The sequence below is a fragment of the Mesobacillus thioparans genome (assembly GCF_965138835.1).
Taxonomy (GTDB): Bacteria; Bacillota; Bacilli; order Bacillales; family Cytobacillaceae; genus Mesobacillus; species Mesobacillus thioparans.
In genome coordinates this window covers 77374-94342 of sequence record NZ_CBCSFH010000010.1, presented here as the reverse complement: position 1 = coordinate 94342, position 16969 = coordinate 77374, and the positions used below count along the sequence as shown (strand labels likewise).

Genomic DNA, 16969 nt, shown 5'->3' with positions numbered 1-16969 from the left:
TTTTGCATAATATTTTTCGGGAAAAGTAAAGCGTTTTCACTGTTCTTATGTTGGCACGCTTCTTGCATATATTATTAACGGGTGATGCGCAAAGAAGGAAAGGGTTGACTCCAGACATGAAACTTGACTCACTGATCAGCATGGCATCCCAAAATGGAAGGAAAACCATTGCTGTGGCAGCAGCAGAAGATACAGAGGTAATAGAAGCGGTTGCCGAGGCTATTAAAAGAAACCTCGCAGATTTCCTTCTATATGGAAATGCGGAAGAAATCAAAAGCATCATGGCTTCACAGCATCCTGAACTGGCCAATCACAAAGGGATTAAAATCCTTTCTGCGCCGAATAATAATACGGCAGCAGAGATGGCAGTGAAAGCCGTGACGGCGAATGAAGCACAGGTAGTGATGAAGGGGAATATCCCGACTGCAACAATCCTGAAAGCTGTCCTTAACAAGGAGTATGGCCTCAGGACGGGAACAGTTTTATCCCATGTCGCTGTATTTGAAGTACCGGGATATGATCGCTACACCATCGTTACCGATGCTGCGATGAATATTGCGCCGGACCTGGAACAAAAAGCACAAATCATCAAAAATGCCGTCCAGGTTGCACATTCGATTGGTATAAAAATGCCTAAAGTGGCGCCTCTTGCAGCAGTGGAAGTAGTCAATCCTGCTATGCAGGCCACATTGGATGCAGCGGCGCTGACAGTCATGAATCAAAGAGGGCAAATTTCCGGGTGTATCGTGGATGGCCCGCTTGCGCTCGATAATGCAGTTTCACAGCTTGCTGCTGAGCACAAGGGAATCAAAAGCGAGGTTGCCGGGTCAGCCGATATCCTTTTAGTCCCTGCAATCGAAGTTGGGAACGTGCTTTATAAATCTTTAGTTTATTTTGCCAATGCAAAGGTTGGGGCAGTCATATCAGGGGCAAAAGCTCCAATCGTGTTAACATCTAGGGCAGATACAGCCGAAAGCAAGCTTTATTCTCTTGCACTGGCGTTATGCTCTGCTAAAAAATAACCTACATAAACCAGAGGGGGAACTAGAAATGGAAATCTTCAAGTATCTTGAACAGTATGATTATGAGCAGGTAGTATTTTGCCAGGATAAGCAATCAGGTTTGAAAGCAATCATCGCAATCCATGATACAACTTTAGGACCAGCATTGGGCGGAACCCGTATGTGGACTTACGCTTCAGAAGAAGCAGCGATCGAAGATGCTCTTCGTCTGGCTAAAGGTATGACTTATAAGAATGCGGCAGCCGGACTTAACCTTGGCGGCGGAAAAACGGTCATCATCGGCGACCCTCGCAAGGACAAGAACGAAGAAATGTTCCGTGCGTTCGGCCGTTACATCCAGGGCTTGAATGGCAGATATATCACTGCGGAAGATGTTGGCACAACTGTAGCTGACATGGATTTAATCCATGAAGAAACAGATTTTGTAACAGGTATTTCACCGGCATTCGGTTCATCCGGAAATCCTTCGCCGGTAACTGCTTACGGCGTATACAGAGGGATGAAGGCGGCTGCGAAGGAAGCGTTCGGCACTGACTCTCTTGAAGGTAAGATGATCGCCGTCCAGGGTGTGGGGAATGTCGCATATAATCTTTGCCGCCATCTTCATGAAGAAGGTGCACAGCTGATCGTTACCGACATCAATAAAGAAGCAGTCCAGAGAGCGGTTGAGGAATTCGGGGCAAAAGCTGTTGATCCAGATGAAATCTATGGTGTTGACTGTGATATTTATGCTCCATGTGCGTTAGGCGCTGTCATCAATGATGAAACGATTCCGCAAATTAAAGCAAAGGTCATTGCTGGAGCAGCAAACAACCAGCTGAAGGATACCAAGCATGGTGACATCATCCATGAAATGGGCATCGTTTACGCTCCTGATTATGTCATCAACGCAGGCGGAGTAATCAACGTAGCGGATGAGCTGTATGGCTATAATGCTGAGAGAGCGATGAAGAAGGTTGAAACGATTTATAACAATATTGAAAAAGTTATTCAAATTGCCAACAGGGACGGGATCCCAACATATAAAGCTGCAGACCGTATGGCAGAAGAACGCATTGAAAGAATGCGCAATTCACGCAGTCAGTTCCTGCAAAACGGCCACCATATCTTAAGCCGCCGCTAAGCGGGGACTTTTCAAGGACTGTGCTTTTCTCCATCAGTGTGAAAGACTGAATGAATTCTTCGATGTGAAAAAAGATAAAAACAGCCTTTAAAAAATGATTTGCAGAGTGCGCTGAATCGACCCTTCGGCGCCTCTGCTGTTTCCTAAATGCTACTGTCATTACGGACTGGAAAAGCAGTCCGTAAGCAAATTGGAGGTTTAACTGTGCAACAAACAGAACATCGGATTCTAGTCATAAATCCAGGATCTACATCAACGAAAATAGGAGTTTTTGACAACGAAGTATCAATTTTCGAAAAAACAATACGGCATGACTCAGCTGTCATCAACTCTTATGAAACCATCATCGACCAATACGAATTCAGGAAGAATACGATACTTGAAACGCTTGATACCGAAGGCATCAACATTTCAAAACTGAGTGCTGTTTGTGGGCGCGGCGGTCTTTTACGGCCGATTGAAGGCGGTACATATGCAGTTAACAATAAGATGCTTGAAGACTTGCGCGCAGGCTACTCTGGCCAGCACGCTTCGAACCTGGGCGGTATCCTCGCTTATGAAATCGCATCAGGCTTAAACATTCCTTCTTTTATCGTAGACCCGGTCGTCGTCGATGAACTTGACCCGATCGCTCGAGTATCAGGGTTCTCGCTCGTTGAACGAAAGAGCATCTTCCATGCGCTGAACCAAAAGGCTGTTGCGCGCAGGGTTGCCAGAGAGCTCGGCCGGAAATATGAAGAACTTAACCTTATCATTACCCATCTTGGCGGCGGTATCACTGTAGGAGCCCATAAGCGCGGCAGGGTCGTCGATGTCAACAATGGTCTGCATGGGGATGGTCCATTCAGTCCTGAACGAGCAGGCACAGTGCCGGCTGGAGACCTTGTTCAGCTATGCTTCTCAGGCGATTATTTCCGGGATGAGATCATGAAGAAGCTTGTCGGCCAGGGAGGTCTTGTAGGCTACCTGGGCACGAATGATGCAGTCAAGGTCGAAAAGATGATCAAGCAAGGCAATGAGAAAGCAAAGCTTGTGTATGAAGCGATGGCATACCAGGTAGCGAAAGAAATCGGGTCTGCAAGCGCAGTCCTGTCTGGAAAAATAGATGCGATTGTCCTTACGGGCGGACTTGCTTACGGCAAGGAGTTTGTACAGGAGATTTCTGAACGGATCAACTGGATCGCAGACGTCATCATCCACCCGGGTGAAAATGAACTGCAGGCCCTGGCAGAGGGAGCGCTGCGGATTTTACGCGGCGAGGAAGATGTGAAGGAATACCCTGGGAAAAACTAGACTGGATTAACATACTAAATAATCTATATAGAGGAGGGATTCAAATGGCTCAAGAATATGATTTAGTCATTCTCGGAGGCGGAACAGGCGGATATGTCGCAGCAATCAGGGCTTCTCAGCTTGGCTTGAAAACGGCCATCGTCGAAAAAGGAAAACTGGGCGGAACTTGCCTGCATAAGGGCTGTATCCCGAGCAAGGCTTTGCTAAGAAGTGCAGAAGTGTATGCAACGGCAAAGAAAAGTGAAAGCTTTGGGATTACGGTTGGCGAGGTGGCGGTGAATTTCACCAAAGTGCAGGAAAGGAAAGAGAAGATTGTCGAGCAGCTCCATAAAGGAGTACAGCACCTGATGAAACAGGGTAAAATCGATGTCTTTGAAGGATTGGGAAGAATCCTCGGACCTTCCATTTTCTCTCCTATGCCGGGTACGATTTCTGTAGAGATGAACAATGGCGAAGAAAATGAAATGCTTCTCCCTAAAAATGTGATCGTCGCGACAGGGTCACGTCCAAGGACGCTGCCAGGACTGGAAGCAGACGGCCAATACGTCATGACATCTGATGAAGCACTTGTCATGGAAGATCTTCCAAAGTCGATCATCATCGTTGGTGGAGGCGTCATTGGGATTGAGTGGGCATCGATGCTTGCTGATTTCGGAACAGAAGTTACCGTCATTGAGTATGCTGATCGAATTGTCCCAACTGAAGACAAGGAAGTTTCAAGGGAAATGCAGCGTGCGATGAAGAAAAAAGGTGTGAAAATCGTAACGAGTGCAAAAGTCCTTTCAGATACATTGCAAAAGGGCGATGGTGTGATCATCAGCGCTGAGGTCAAGGGCGAAACAAAAGAATTTGCCGCTGAAAAGCTGCTTGTATCAGTTGGACGCCAGGCGAATGTTGAAGGAATCGGTCTTGAGAATACAGAAATCCAGCTTGAAAGAGGATTCATCCAGACAAACGAGTTTTTCCAGACGAAGGAATCCCATATTTATGCGATAGGGGATGTGATTGGCGGCCTTCAGCTTGCACACGTTGCGTCACATGAAGGGATTGTAGCTGTCGAACATATTGCCGGGGGAAACCCGCACCCGATCGATTATACGCTTGTCTCTAAATGCATCTACAGCTCTCCAGAGGCTGCAAGTGTAGGCATGACAGAAGATGAAGCAAAAGAAAAAGGTTTTGAAGTAAAGACAGGAAAGTTCTCCTTCAAAGCAATCGGCAAGGCGCTAGTTTATGGAGAGTCAGATGGTTTTGTGAAAATCATTGCTGACAAGGAAACGGATGATATCCTTGGAGTCCATATGATCGGACCTCACGTGACTGACATGATATCTGAAGCCGGCCTTGCAAAGGTACTGGATGCTACGCCGTGGGAAGTTGCCCATACAATCCATCCTCACCCGACATTGTCAGAGGCAATCGGTGAAGCGGCTCTTGCTGTGGATGGAAAAGCAATCCACTCTTAAAACTTTTAAATGAACAGACACTCTTTTCCGCAGGAGAAGAGCTTTGTACGAACAAATGGGAGGTATAAAAATGGCAGAAAATCGTCACGCTGCACTTGGCTTAAGTGATGAAAAGGTTATGGAAATGTATGAAACAATGCTGTTGGCCCGCCGGCTGGATGAGCGGATGTGGCTATTGAACCGTGCCGGGAAAATTCCTTTTGTGATTTCCTGTCAGGGGCAGGAAGCAGCACAGGTAGGAGCTGCCTTTGCGCTTGATCGCGAGAAGGACTATGTGCTTCCTTATTACCGTGACATGGGTGTGGTCTTAACTTTTGGCATGACGGCAAAAGACTTAATGCTTTCAGGTTTTGCCAAAGCGGAAGACCCAAACTCTGGGGGCCGCCAGATGCCTGGACACTTTGGGCAAAAGAAAAACAGAATCGTAACAGGATCTTCTCCGGTTACCACTCAAGTTCCTCATGCAGTCGGGATCGCCCTTGCAGGTAAAATGGAAAAGAAAGATCTGGTTACTTTCGTTACCTTTGGAGAAGGATCTTCCAACCAGGGCGATTTCCACGAAGGTGCGAACTTTGCGGGAGTCCATAAGCTGCCTGTCGTTTTCATGGTTGAGAACAATAAATATGCGATTTCCATCCCTTACGAGAGACAAGTCGCTGCCGAAAAGGTTTCAGACCGTGCAATCGGTTATGGTATGCCAGGTGTCACTGTTGATGGAAACGATCCTTTAGAAGTTTATAAAGTGGTGAAAGAAGCTGCTGACCGCGGACGCCGCGGAGAAGGACCAACACTTGTCGAGGCAGTATCCTACCGTCTGACTCCACACTCATCAGATGATGACGACAGAAGCTACCGTGCGCCTGACGAAGTTGCACAGGCAAAGACGAAGGACCCGATCATTACCTTCGGCGCATATCTAAAAGAAAATGGCCTCATGAATGATGAGAGTGAAAAGGAAATCAACGATCGAATCATGAAGCTGGTCAACGAAGCAACCGATTATGCTGAAAATGCACCGTATGCAGAGCCTGAACATGCTTTGAAATACGTATATGCTGAAGAGTAAGGGGGAACGAAAATGGCGGTAATTTCTTATATAGATGCAGTGACATTGGCAATCAAAGAAGAGATGGAAAGAGATCCGAGAGTTTTTGTCCTCGGTGAAGACGTTGGTAAAAAAGGCGGAGTATTCAAGGCTACGCAGGGGTTATACGAGAAGTTCGGGGAAGACAGGGTCATCGATGCACCGCTTGCGGAATCAGCGATTGCAGGTGTCGGGATCGGTGCGGCGATGTATGGAATGCGCCCGATCGCGGAGATGCAGTTCGCGGATTTCATCATGCCTGCTGTAAACCAGATCATCTCAGAGGCTGCAAGGATCCGGTATCGATCGAACAATGACTGGAGCTGCCCGATGGTCATCCGTGCTCCTTATGGCGGCGGCGTTCATGGTGCACTTTACCACTCCCAGTCTGTTGAAGCAGTATTTGCGAACCAGCCTGGATTGAAAATCGTGATGCCTTCAACACCTTATGACGTTAAAGGTTTGTTGAAAGCAGCGATCAGGGATGAAGACCCAGTTCTGTTCTTTGAACATAAGCGTGCCTATCGATTGATCAAAGGCGAAGTTCCGGAGGATGATTATGTACTTCCAATCGGCAAAGCTGATGTCAAGCGCGAGGGAGAAGACATCACGGTCATCACTTATGGCCTTGCTGTACATTTTGCTCTTCAGGCAGCTGAAAGATTGGCGAAGGATGGAATTTCTGCTCATATTCTGGATCTTCGTACGGTATATCCATTGGACAAAGAAGCGATCATTGAAGCTGCCTCCAAGACTGGTAAAGTCCTCCTGGTAACGGAAGACAATAAAGAAGGCAGCATCATGAGCGAAGTTTCTGCGATTATTGCTGAACACTGCTTATTCGAGCTTGATGCGCCGATCAAGAGGCTGGCTGGCCCGGATATTCCTGCTATGCCATACGCTCCTACAATGGAGAAATACTTCATGATCAACCCTGATAAAGTAGAAAAAGCAATGAGAGAGCTTGCTGAATTTTAACATAATCATATTGGAAATAGAGTGAATGAAGAAGGAGGGTCAACCTGTGGCGATCGAACAAATCAAAATGCCTCAATTAGGCGAGAGTGTTACAGAAGGAACAATCAGCAAATGGCTGGTTTCTGTTGGTGATAAAGTTAATAAATACGATCCGCTGGCCGAAGTCATGACTGACAAGGTAAATGCTGAAGTACCATCTTCATTTACTGGCACAATCAAGGAATTGATTGCGAGTGAAGGAGATACTCTTGCGGTTGGTGAAATCATTTGCACAATTGAAATCGAAGGCGGGAACACCGGGGAGGCACCAGCTGCAGAAGCACCTGCAACAGAAGCTGCAACAGCACCTGCAACTGGTAATGCTGCACCTGCGGCATCCGTCAATGAAGGAAATAAAGCAAGGTATTCACCGGCAGTACTGAAGCTTGCCCAGGAAAATAATATCGACTTGACTCTGGTGAATGGAACCGGTGCAGGCGGAAGAATTACGCGTAAGGATATTCAGCAGATCATTCAATCTGGAAATATTCCTCAGGCATCTGCTGAAACACCTAAGGCTCAAGCTGCTGACCGGACAGAGGCACCAGCCCAGCCTGCTGCACCATCTCAGCCAGCAGCTGCAGCAGCACCTGCTCCGTCTGTACCAGTTGCTGCCGGTGACATCGAGATTCCTGTGAGCGGGGTACGCAAGGCGATTGCTGCGAATATGCTGCGCAGCAAGCACGAAGCTCCTCATGCATGGACAATGGTGGAAGTGGATGTTACAAACCTTGTAGAATACAGAAATGGCCTTAAGGATGATTTCAAGAAAAAAGAAGGCTTCAACCTTACTTTCTTTGCTTTCTTCGTGAAAGCTGTCGCACAGGCATTGAAGGAATTCCCGCAAATCAATTCTATGTGGGCTGGCGACAAGATCATCCAGAAAAAAGATATCAATATTTCAATTGCGGTAGCGACCGATGATGCCTTGTTCGTGCCCGTCATCAAAAATGCAGACGAAAAGACCATCAAAGGCGTTGGCCGCGAAATCAATGAACTTGCCCAAAAGGTGCGTGCTGGCAAGCTGCGTTCCGAGGATATGCAAGGAGGAACCTTCACTGTCAACAACACAGGTTCTTTCGGTTCCGTCCAATCAATGGGAATCATCAATTATCCGCAGGCTGCGATTCTTCAGGTAGAATCGATTGTTAAGCGCCCTGTCGTCATGAACAATGGCATGATTGCCGTTCGCGATATGGTGAACCTGTGCCTGTCCCTTGACCATCGTGTCCTGGACGGCCTTGTTTGCGGTCGTTTCCTTGCAAGGGTAAAAGAAATCCTGGAAAACACATCAAAAGAGACGACATCAATCTATTAATTCATATTCTAGAAACGCCCAGAACAATTCTGGGCGTTTTCCTATGCAGGCTAGATCATTAAAATTGAAACGGTCCTTCGTTGCTAGAAAAGCATTCGTATACTAAAATAAAAGAGGAATATAAAAATTAGAATTTTATCACAATTGCAGGTAAAGGGGGGAAGACTGTCTGAATCTTGGACAGTGAAGTATATGACAATCGAAAGTATGAAGGCTGCTTCGTTCAATGACGCATTATTCGAAGACTGGCAAAAGAAAGCTGCTGCTTCATTAAAAGGAAGGCCGATTGAATCACTTTATACCCATACATATGAAGATATCACTCTTAAGCCGCTTTACACAAAAGATGATTTACCGGACGGCTCGGCCGAGGCTCTTCCTGGGACACCAGACTACAGGCGGGGAATTGATCCACTCGGGTATCAGTCTGAATCCTGGAATATAGCGAACCGGCTTTTTTATAAAGACCTTCAAGATTTGAAAGCAAAAATGGACTCTGCCTTATCAAAAGGACAAACAGCGATTTCCTTTGTGGTGAAATCTGACTTGTTCCGTGACCAGCAAGCGTTGGCAGAATTGTTCGCTTCTTATAGAAACGATTACCCTTTAAGTTTGAATGCAGGATGGCTTCAAACACCGCTTCTTGCAGCATTATCAATGGCCTGCAAGCAAGCAGGGGATTCAAGTAATGTTGCAGGTTTTGTCGCGGCAGATCCTGTTGCCGAAGCGAGCTTAAATGGGGGACTTCCAAAAGAGGAAAAGGCATTTTTTGCAGATTGGGCAAAGGTGCTGGAGGAAGCAGACCAGCAATGGCCACAACTCAAAACAGTGCTGGCCAATACCGTCCCTTATCATGACTGTGGTGCGAATGCGGTTCAGGAACTCGCTGCCGGCATTTCCACCGGGGTATACCTGCTGCAGCAACTGCTTGACCAGGGCTGGGAATTGAAGAAAGCGTTATCAAAATTCGTGTTCCACTTTGCGATAGGCTCAAACTTCTTCATGGAAACAGCCAAGCTAAGGGCAGCCAGAATCCTATGGAGTAAAATAGCGGAAGCATACGGTGCTGAATCAGGAGATCAGAAAATGGTTCTATCAGCTGAGACTTCGAGGTACACGAAAACGATCTTTGATCCGTACGTAAACATGCTCCGGACTGGGAACGAGGCCTTTGCTGCAGTACTGGGAGGCGTACAGTACCTGCACACAGGAAGCTTCGAGGAAGCAGCAGGAACAGTTAGTGCCTTCTCTGAAAGAGTTGCCCGCAATACCCAGCTTGTCCTTAAATCCGAGGCACATCTCGAGAAAGTAGCCGACCCTGCAGGAGGATCGTGGTATATCGAATCCTTGACTAATGAACTCGCTGAAAAGGCGTGGGAACTTTTCCTTGAGCTGGATGACAGGGGAGGTATTTATGAGGCTCTGAAGTCCGGATGGCTTCAGGAACAGATTGCAAAAACGGCTGACGCCCGGGAACAGGATATTTTTAAGCGGAAAAAGAGTATCATCGGAACAAATGTTTATGCCAATCTTTCAGAAGCTGTCAGCCAGCCTGAAGTCCAGGATAGGAAAAGTCAATATTTTGGCGGCACGCTTGTGGAGAGCGTGAGAATGATTGAGTCAGAGGATTCTCTATTAAAAAGGTTTGAAGACATAGAACAAAGCTTTGCGCCATTAGAATCCAAACGTTTATCACAACCATTTGAACAACTGAGATTCAGGGCTATTGGACTGGAGAAAATAGGGAAGCGCCCGGTGGTGGGCTTAATCTGCCTTGATCAGCTGAAAAACCACAAGCCAAGGGCTGATTTTATTTCTGGTCTTTTATCAGCGGGCGGCATTCATACGCTAAGGAGCGACGAAATCCATAATGTTCAGCAAGCGCTGGATTTCATCAACGAATCGAATGCGGAACAATTTGTCATCTGCGGTGACCAGACTTCCTACAATTCATTCGGTCCCGAGCTGGCGCTGGAAATCAAGAAGGAATCTGATGTGAAGCTTTATCTGGCAGGTATCCCGGAGGAAAAAGAAAGCGAATGGAACACTGCCGGAATCCAGGATTTCCTGCATGTAAGAAGCAATGCATACCAGTCGCTATCATCTATCCTTCAAGAAATGGAGGTAGGCACCAATGCAAAAGCCTGATTTTACAAAAGTCACTTTATTTGCCGATGAGAAAAAGGAAGGCAAGGAGCAGGTTGACACTCAAATAAAAGAACAGCTTGATGACTTGTTATTTGAGACAAATGAACAGATCAAAGTGAAGGCTGTGTATACAAAAGAAGATTCCGAGTCTGCTAAGCATCTGGATGGCATGCCCGGTCTGGCGCCTTACACGAGGGGACCGTATCCAGCGATGTATGTAAACCGCCCATGGACGGTAAGGCAGTATGCAGGCTTTTCAACTGCGGAAGAAAGCAATGCATTTTACAGACGGAACCTTGCGATGGGACAAAAAGGTTTGTCGGTTGCCTTCGACCTTGCCACACACAGGGGATATGATTCGGACCATCCACGTGTGGAGGGTGACGTCGGCAAGGCTGGTGTCGCGATCGACTCCATCCTTGATATGAAAATCCTGTTTGATGGAATTCCGCTTGACCAGATGTCTGTGTCAATGACAATGAATGGAGCGGTCCTGCCGATCATGGCATTCTTTATTGTGACAGCAGAGGAACAAGGCGTGACCCAGGATCAATTATCCGGTACGATCCAGAACGATATCCTGAAAGAATATATGGTAAGGAACACTTATATTTATCCGCCGGAAATGTCGATGAAAATCATCGCCGATATTTTCGAGTACACATCCAAATACATGCCTAAATTCAACTCAATCAGTATTTCAGGCTATCATATGCAGGAAGCCGGAGCGCCTGCGGATATTGAATTGGCTTACACGCTGGCAGACGGACTCGAATATGTACGGACAGGCCTGAAAGCCGGAATCGATATCGATTCATTCGCACCGAGATTAAGTTTCTTCTGGGCGATTGGCATGAACTATTTTATGGAAGTCGCCAAAATGAGGGCTGCACGATTCATTTGGGCAAAAATGATCAAGACCTTCAATCCTAAAAACGAGAAGTCAATGGCGTTAAGGACGCATTCGCAAACATCGGGATGGAGTCTGACAGAGCAGGACCCATATAATAACGTAATCCGTACATTGATGGAGGCACATGCCGCGGCGATGGGCCATACACAATCGTTGCACACCAATGCCCTTGATGAAGCGATCGCGCTGCCAACGGATTTCTCGGCCCGCATTGCCCGCAACACACAATTGTTTTTGCAGGAAGAGACCGGGATTACAAAAGTGATCGATCCATGGGCAGGCAGCTATTATGTTGAAAGCCTGACAGACGCGCTGATTGAGAGAGCCTGGGAGCATATCGAAGAGATTGAACATCTTGGCGGGATGGCCAAAGCGATCGAAACGGGTTTGCCGAAGATGCGAATTGAAGAAGCAGCTGCAAGACGCCAGGCCCAAATTGATTCCGGAAAAGAAACAATTATCGGAGTGAATAAATACAGACTTGACCAGGAGGATCCACTTGAAATCCTCGATATTGATAACTCCGTTGTTCGCGCGAAGCAAATTGAAAGGCTTAAGCAGCTGAAAGAAAACCGTGATGATGCAAAAGTAGAATCTGCTTTGAATGATCTGGCGGCTGTGGCTGAAACTGGTGAAGGCAATCTGCTGGAGTATGCAGTACGGGCCGCGCGGGCAAGGGCGACACTGGGAGAGATTTCAGATGCCATCGAAAAAGCGGCAGGAAGACATAAAGCAGTGATCCGGTCAGTGAGCGGCGTATACAGTGCAGCCTTCACGAATGAAGAAGAAATTTCCGAAGTACAGCAAATGACGGCAGAGTTCCTCGAAAATGAAGGGCGCAGGCCGCGAATCATGATTGCCAAGATGGGCCAGGATGGCCATGACCGAGGGGCTAAAGTCATTTCAACCGCTTTTGCAGACCTGGGCTTTGATGTCGATATCGGACCGCTTTTCCAGACACCGGAAGAAACAGCAATCCAGGCAGTGGAAAACGATGTTCATGCCATTGGAATCAGCTCTCTGGCAGCAGGTCATAAAACGCTACTGCCACAGCTTGTAAATGAGCTGAAAAAGCTGGGACGTGATGACATTGTCGTCATCGTCGGCGGAGTCATTCCTGCCCAGGACTACCAGTTTTTATATGACAATGGAGCCAGCGCGATTTTTGGCCCGGGAACGATCATTCCGGTTGCAGCCCAAAAAGTGTTGCGGACAATCTATGAGCGCTTGGGTTATGAGGAAGTGTCCCGATAATGAAGGACGAAAAGAAGCCTGAATGGTATGACCCGGGAAAGGCTGATTCCTTTTCAAGCACCGTGAAGCCGGGGGTATCAGGGAATGGACCTGGGAATGAACACACTGCAAAAGCAGGACGTTTCGTAAAAAAAACAGCAGCCCGTAAGATTGACCTGGATGCTCTGGCAGCGGAAATCAGGGGCGGGAACAGGACCGCACTGGCAAAAGGAATCACCATGATTGAAAGCAATGCCGATCATGATTTTCAACATGGCCAGGCTCTTTTGCAACTTCTCCTTTCCGAATCTGGAAATTCCATCAGGATTGGCATCACAGGAGTCCCGGGAGCAGGGAAGAGCACGTTTATTGAAAGCTTCGGCAGCTATCTTTGCGAGCTGGGACATAAGGTTGCCGTCCTTGCCGTGGATCCTACCTCAAGTTTGACGGGCGGAAGTATCCTCGGAGATAAGACAAGGATGGAAAAGCTTGCGAGGAATCCGCGGGCCTTCATCCGTCCTTCTCCATCCGGAGGGAAACTTGGGGGTGTACACCGTAAAACGAGGGAAACGATGCTTGTCTGTGAAGCAGCCGGCTTTGATGTCATCCTGGTCGAAACGGTAGGTGTCGGACAGAGCGAAGTCATAGTCAGGGATATGGTCGATTTCTTCATGCTGCTTGTCCTTACGGGTGCAGGTGACGAACTCCAGGGCATGAAAAAAGGAATCATGGAGCTTGCGGATTCCGTCATTGTCAATAAAGCTGATGGTGCCAATGAACAGGCGGCCAAAAAAACAAAAGAAGAATATAACAGGATCCTTCATTTCCTGCAGCCGGCGACCAGTGGATGGCAAACGACCGCTTTGACCAGTTCGGCGCTGCACGATAAAGGGATCAGCGAGATATGGGAAATGATTTCAAACTTCTCGAGCCTTACAAAGGAAAGTGGGATTTTTGAGGAGAGAAGAAGGGTGCAGACAAAGGAATGGCTGAATGATTTGATCATCGACCAGCTTCAGATTAATTTCTTTCATCACCCAGCAATCAAAAGTTTGCTGCCGAAGATAGAAAATGAAGTGATTTCAGGAAACAGGCCAGTAGCCTCAGGAGTCGATGAGTTATTCAAAGCCTTTTTTGAAGCGAAAAAATAAGCTGTCCAATGTGGACAGCTTTTCGTCATTGAGAAAAAAAAAGCGGACAACGGAATTTATGCCGTTGTCCTTCATCTAGGGAGTTTAGGGGTATGGATCTAGCTGTATTGTTACCTTTCCCGGATTTCCCGGCAGTTAAACATACTTTGAAAAATTAATTTTAATTGGTATCATTATGTATGTACTAGTTAATTCCCAGCAGAGGAGAGATAGAACAATGAGCATGGATTTTAATTTTTTCATGAATGATGTAGTCCGCCAGGCGCGCCAGGAAATTGGTGCAGCTGGATATACAGAACTGACGACCAGCGAAGAAGTAGAACAGGCTTTGGCTAAAGAAGGTACCACACTTGTGATGGTGAATTCCGTTTGCGGGTGTGCCGGGGGCATCGCCCGTCCAGCGGCAGCGCATTCTCTTCACTACGATAAGCGCCCTGACCAGCTTGTTACTGTATTTGCCGGACAGGATAAGGAAGCGACAGAAAAGGCACGCAGCTATTTCACAGGCTATCCGCCATCATCCCCTTCCTTTGCACTTCTAAAGGATGGAAAGATCTGCAGGATGATCGAGCGCCACGAAATCGAAGGCCATGACCCAATGCAGGTAGTGAACAAACTTCAGGATGCATTCGAAGAATATTGCGAAGAAGTGTAAATGTTAAAGAACCCCGATTTCCCGGGGTTCTTTTTTTGTCTGAAAAAACATCTTAATTTATATTTAAAAATATTATTGCATATTTATAAATATGTGTTAAAATTCATTTTAGTTAATAATTATTAGTTCAATCACTTAAAGTAAATAGATTAGTAACTAATATATTAATAAAATTGTATAAAAATTAAAGTAGGAACATTATAGGGGGAAAACAAAGTGAAAAAGGCATTATCAATTTTAGTCATCAGCATGTTAATTATGGGAGCCCTTGCTGCTTGCGGGACAAGCTCTGAAAAAACCAGCGGCGATGGTGAAGCGAAAAAAGTACTGAAAATGGGGACGTCAGCTGATTATCCTCCGTTTGAATACGTGGAAACGGCAAAAAGCGATGACATCATCGGCTTTGACGTTGACCTTGCCAACCTGATTGCCAATGAATTAGGGTACGAAGTGGAAATTAAAGATATGGATTTCAACGGCCTGATCGGTGCAATCCAGGCAGACCGCGTTGACTTTGTCATGGCAGGCATGACTCCAACTCCTGAACGTAAAAAGAACGTAGATTTCACAGATGTTTACTATACGGCGCAGCATATGATCGTTTCTGCGAAAGACAGCAACATCAAGTCAATCGATGATCTAAAAGAAAAGACTGTTGGTGTCCAGCTATCATCCATCCAGGAAGAAGAAGCTGAGAAAATTGCAGAAACAGTGGATATCAAGATTGAGAAACGTACAAGAATCCCGGAGCTGGTCCAGGAAATCAAAGCTGGACGAATCGATGCAGCGATTATTGAAGATACAGTGGCAAAAGGCTATTTCGATAACAATGCTGATTTGGAAGGATTCACGATTGAGGATGGAAATGAAGAAGAAGCTGGTTCAGCGATCGCATTCCCTAAAGGAAGCAAGCTGACCGAGGAATTCAATAAGGTTCTGAAAGAAAAAATGGAGAACGGTGAAGTAGACAAATTGATCGTTAAATGGTTTGGCGGAGAAAAGTAAGAGGCAAAACAGGCGTTCAGAATGCTAATGTCTTCTGGGCGCCTTTCTCCTTCATGAAATAGACAGAGAGGGCTGTTAAGATTATGGATCTTGATTTTACCGCCATCCTCCCTTCATTGCCATATATTTTGAAGGGGATTGGCGTCACACTGAAAATAGTATTGGTAGCAGGGCTTCTGGGCTTCGCATTTGGAATTATTCTAGCAATCTTTAAAATCAGCAAATACAAAGCACTCCATTGGTTTGCGGATGTTTATACATCCATCTTCCGCGGGACACCGCTCATTTTGCAATTGATGATTATTTATTACGGAGCTCCGCAGATCATAGGTTTTGAGATATCATCCTATACAGCTGCCGTCGTTTCTTTTTCTTTGAATTCGGCTGCCTATATTTCGGAGATCATCCGCGCTGGAATTTTAGCTGTTGATAAAGGACAGAAAGAAGCAGCGATGGCCCTCGGTGTTCCTGGCAATCGAATGATGCGCGACATCATCCTGCCCCAGGCATTGAAGAATATCCTGCCAGCATTGATGAATGAATTCATCACGCTGACGAAGGAATCGGCGATTGTTACGGTCATTGCCGCAAATGATATTATGCGAAGAGCATACATTGTAGGCGGCGATCAGTACAGATTTTTTGAGCCGCTGATTTTTGCCGGCCTGATCTATTATTTCATGGTCATCTCCTTGACATTCATCGGGAAGCTAGTTGAAAGGAGAATGAGGCAAAGTGATTAAAGTACAGAATCTTCATAAATCATTTGGCAAGCTGGAAGTTCTGAAAGGGATCTCAACGACTATCGAAAACGGAGAGGTCGTTGCCATCGTAGGGCCTTCAGGTTCAGGGAAATCGACGTTCCTTCGCTGCCTGAATTTACTTGAGCAGCCGACAAGCGGCCAGATCCTGATCGGAGCAGATGATATCACCAACAAGAAGACGAACATTATGAAAGTCCGTGAAAATGTCGGAATGGTGTTCCAGCACTTTCACCTTTTCCCGCATATGACAGTATTGCAAAACATCACTTATGCACCGATAAAGGTTAAAGGACTTGGCAAGGCAGAAGCAGAAAAGCATGGTCTTGAGCTCCTTAAAAAAGTAGGGCTTTCAGAAAAAGCCAATGAATATCCGAACAGATTGTCAGGTGGCCAAAAACAGCGGGTAGCAATCGCCAGGGCGCTGGCAATGAACCCTGGAGTCATGCTGTTCGATGAGCCTACTTCCGCACTCGATCCGGAAATGGTCAAAGAGGTGCTTGAGGTCATGAAATCCCTTGCGCATACCGGCATGACCATGGCCATTGTCACGCATGAAATGGGCTTTGCCCGCGAGGTGGCAGACCGCGTTCTATTCCTCGACGGCGGTGTACTGGTGGAAGATGCTCCTCCAGCAGAATTCTTCAGCAATCCGAAGAGCAGCAGGGCGAAAGAATTTCTTGAAAAAATGCTGTAAGTCCCTGCGGCTTGCTTTTATAAACGTTGTCGTATCTGATAAACTATTGATGATCATATCTTGATGGTATGATCATCTTTTTA

The 16969-nt window shown here is 46.5% G+C and carries 14 protein-coding genes; all 14 read left to right on the top strand.

Going from position 1 to position 16969, the window contains the following annotated elements; translation table 11 throughout:
• Nucleotides 1-116 precede the first annotated feature (116 nt).
• Nucleotides 117-1022, top strand: coding sequence for a phosphate butyryltransferase (gene yqiS, locus ACNAZ4_RS16350; RefSeq protein WP_415816014.1), 906 nt, complete (start codon nucleotides 117-119; stop codon nucleotides 1020-1022).
• Nucleotides 1023-1050: 28 nt separating this feature from the next.
• Entirely contained in the window at nucleotides 1051-2145 is a 1095-nt protein-coding gene (gene bcd, locus ACNAZ4_RS16345; RefSeq protein ID WP_415816012.1) for a branched-chain amino acid dehydrogenase, read from the top strand.
• 204 nt (nucleotides 2146-2349) lie between these two features.
• A complete protein-coding gene (buk, locus tag ACNAZ4_RS16340) occupies nucleotides 2350-3438 on the top strand; it encodes a butyrate kinase (protein WP_415816010.1) in 1089 nt (362 codons plus the stop codon).
• Between the two features lie 44 nt (nucleotides 3439-3482).
• Complete coding sequence (lpdA, locus tag ACNAZ4_RS16335; RefSeq protein WP_415816008.1) at nucleotides 3483-4904, top strand: dihydrolipoyl dehydrogenase; 1422 nt, start codon at nucleotides 3483-3485, stop codon at nucleotides 4902-4904.
• Between the two features lie 70 nt (nucleotides 4905-4974).
• A complete protein-coding gene (locus ACNAZ4_RS16330) occupies nucleotides 4975-5970 on the top strand; it encodes a thiamine pyrophosphate-dependent dehydrogenase E1 component subunit alpha (protein WP_415816006.1) in 996 nt (331 codons plus the stop codon).
• A 12-nt stretch (nucleotides 5971-5982) separates the two neighbouring features.
• Nucleotides 5983-6966, top strand: coding sequence for an alpha-ketoacid dehydrogenase subunit beta (locus ACNAZ4_RS16325; RefSeq protein WP_415816004.1), 984 nt, complete (start codon nucleotides 5983-5985; stop codon nucleotides 6964-6966).
• 46 nt (nucleotides 6967-7012) lie between these two features.
• Complete coding sequence (locus tag ACNAZ4_RS16320) at nucleotides 7013-8323, top strand: dihydrolipoamide acetyltransferase family protein (protein WP_415816002.1); 1311 nt, start codon at nucleotides 7013-7015, stop codon at nucleotides 8321-8323.
• Between the two features lie 192 nt (nucleotides 8324-8515).
• On the top strand, nucleotides 8516-10471 hold the full coding sequence (locus tag ACNAZ4_RS16315; RefSeq protein ID WP_415816000.1) for a methylmalonyl-CoA mutase family protein: 1956 nt from the start codon (nucleotides 8516-8518) through the stop codon (nucleotides 10469-10471).
• A complete protein-coding gene (scpA, locus tag ACNAZ4_RS16310; protein ID WP_415815998.1) occupies nucleotides 10458-12638 on the top strand; it encodes a methylmalonyl-CoA mutase in 2181 nt (726 codons plus the stop codon). The genes ACNAZ4_RS16315 and scpA overlap by 14 nt, the downstream gene beginning before the upstream one ends.
• Nucleotides 12638-13768 carry a methylmalonyl Co-A mutase-associated GTPase MeaB gene (gene meaB / locus ACNAZ4_RS16305; protein ID WP_415815996.1) on the top strand — a complete coding sequence of 377 codons (1131 nt, stop codon included), beginning with the start codon at nucleotides 12638-12640 and terminating at the stop codon, nucleotides 13766-13768. Before scpA ends, meaB begins: the two co-directional genes overlap by 1 nt.
• A 217-nt stretch (nucleotides 13769-13985) precedes the next feature.
• Nucleotides 13986-14423 carry a BrxA/BrxB family bacilliredoxin gene (locus ACNAZ4_RS16300; RefSeq protein ID WP_415815994.1) on the top strand — a complete coding sequence of 146 codons (438 nt, stop codon included), beginning with the start codon at nucleotides 13986-13988 and terminating at the stop codon, nucleotides 14421-14423.
• Between the two features lie 216 nt (nucleotides 14424-14639).
• Entirely contained in the window at nucleotides 14640-15428 is a 789-nt protein-coding gene (locus ACNAZ4_RS16295) for a transporter substrate-binding domain-containing protein (protein ID WP_415815992.1), read from the top strand.
• Between the two features lie 83 nt (nucleotides 15429-15511).
• Nucleotides 15512-16171: an amino acid ABC transporter permease gene (locus tag ACNAZ4_RS16290; RefSeq protein WP_415815990.1), complete on the top strand. Its 660-nt coding sequence runs from the start codon at nucleotides 15512-15514 to the stop codon at nucleotides 16169-16171.
• Nucleotides 16164-16886, top strand: a complete 723-nt coding sequence (locus tag ACNAZ4_RS16285) for an amino acid ABC transporter ATP-binding protein (protein ID WP_415815988.1) — start codon at nucleotides 16164-16166, stop codon at nucleotides 16884-16886. The genes ACNAZ4_RS16290 and ACNAZ4_RS16285 overlap by 8 nt, the downstream gene beginning before the upstream one ends.
• Nucleotides 16887-16969 lie beyond the last annotated feature (83 nt).

Bases quoted from the DNA above. Each gene is read 5' to 3' on its own strand.
- yqiS (WP_415816014.1), top strand. From the start codon at position 117: ATGAAACTTGACTCACTGATCAGCATGGCATCCCAAAATGGAAGGAAA.
- bcd (WP_415816012.1), top strand. From the start codon at position 1,051: ATGGAAATCTTCAAGTATCTTGAACAGTATGATTATGAGCAGGTAGTA.
- lpdA (WP_415816008.1), top strand. From the start codon at position 3,483: ATGGCTCAAGAATATGATTTAGTCATTCTCGGAGGCGGAACAGGCGGA.
- ACNAZ4_RS16330 (WP_415816006.1), top strand. From the start codon at position 4,975: ATGGCAGAAAATCGTCACGCTGCACTTGGCTTAAGTGATGAAAAGGTT.
- ACNAZ4_RS16325 (WP_415816004.1), top strand. From the start codon at position 5,983: ATGGCGGTAATTTCTTATATAGATGCAGTGACATTGGCAATCAAAGAA.
- ACNAZ4_RS16315 (WP_415816000.1), top strand. From the start codon at position 8,516: ATGACAATCGAAAGTATGAAGGCTGCTTCGTTCAATGACGCATTATTC.
- scpA (WP_415815998.1), top strand. From the start codon at position 10,458: ATGCAAAAGCCTGATTTTACAAAAGTCACTTTATTTGCCGATGAGAAA.
- meaB (WP_415815996.1), top strand. From the start codon at position 12,638: ATGAAGGACGAAAAGAAGCCTGAATGGTATGACCCGGGAAAGGCTGAT.
- ACNAZ4_RS16300 (WP_415815994.1), top strand. From the start codon at position 13,986: ATGAGCATGGATTTTAATTTTTTCATGAATGATGTAGTCCGCCAGGCG.
- ACNAZ4_RS16290 (WP_415815990.1), top strand. From the start codon at position 15,512: ATGGATCTTGATTTTACCGCCATCCTCCCTTCATTGCCATATATTTTG.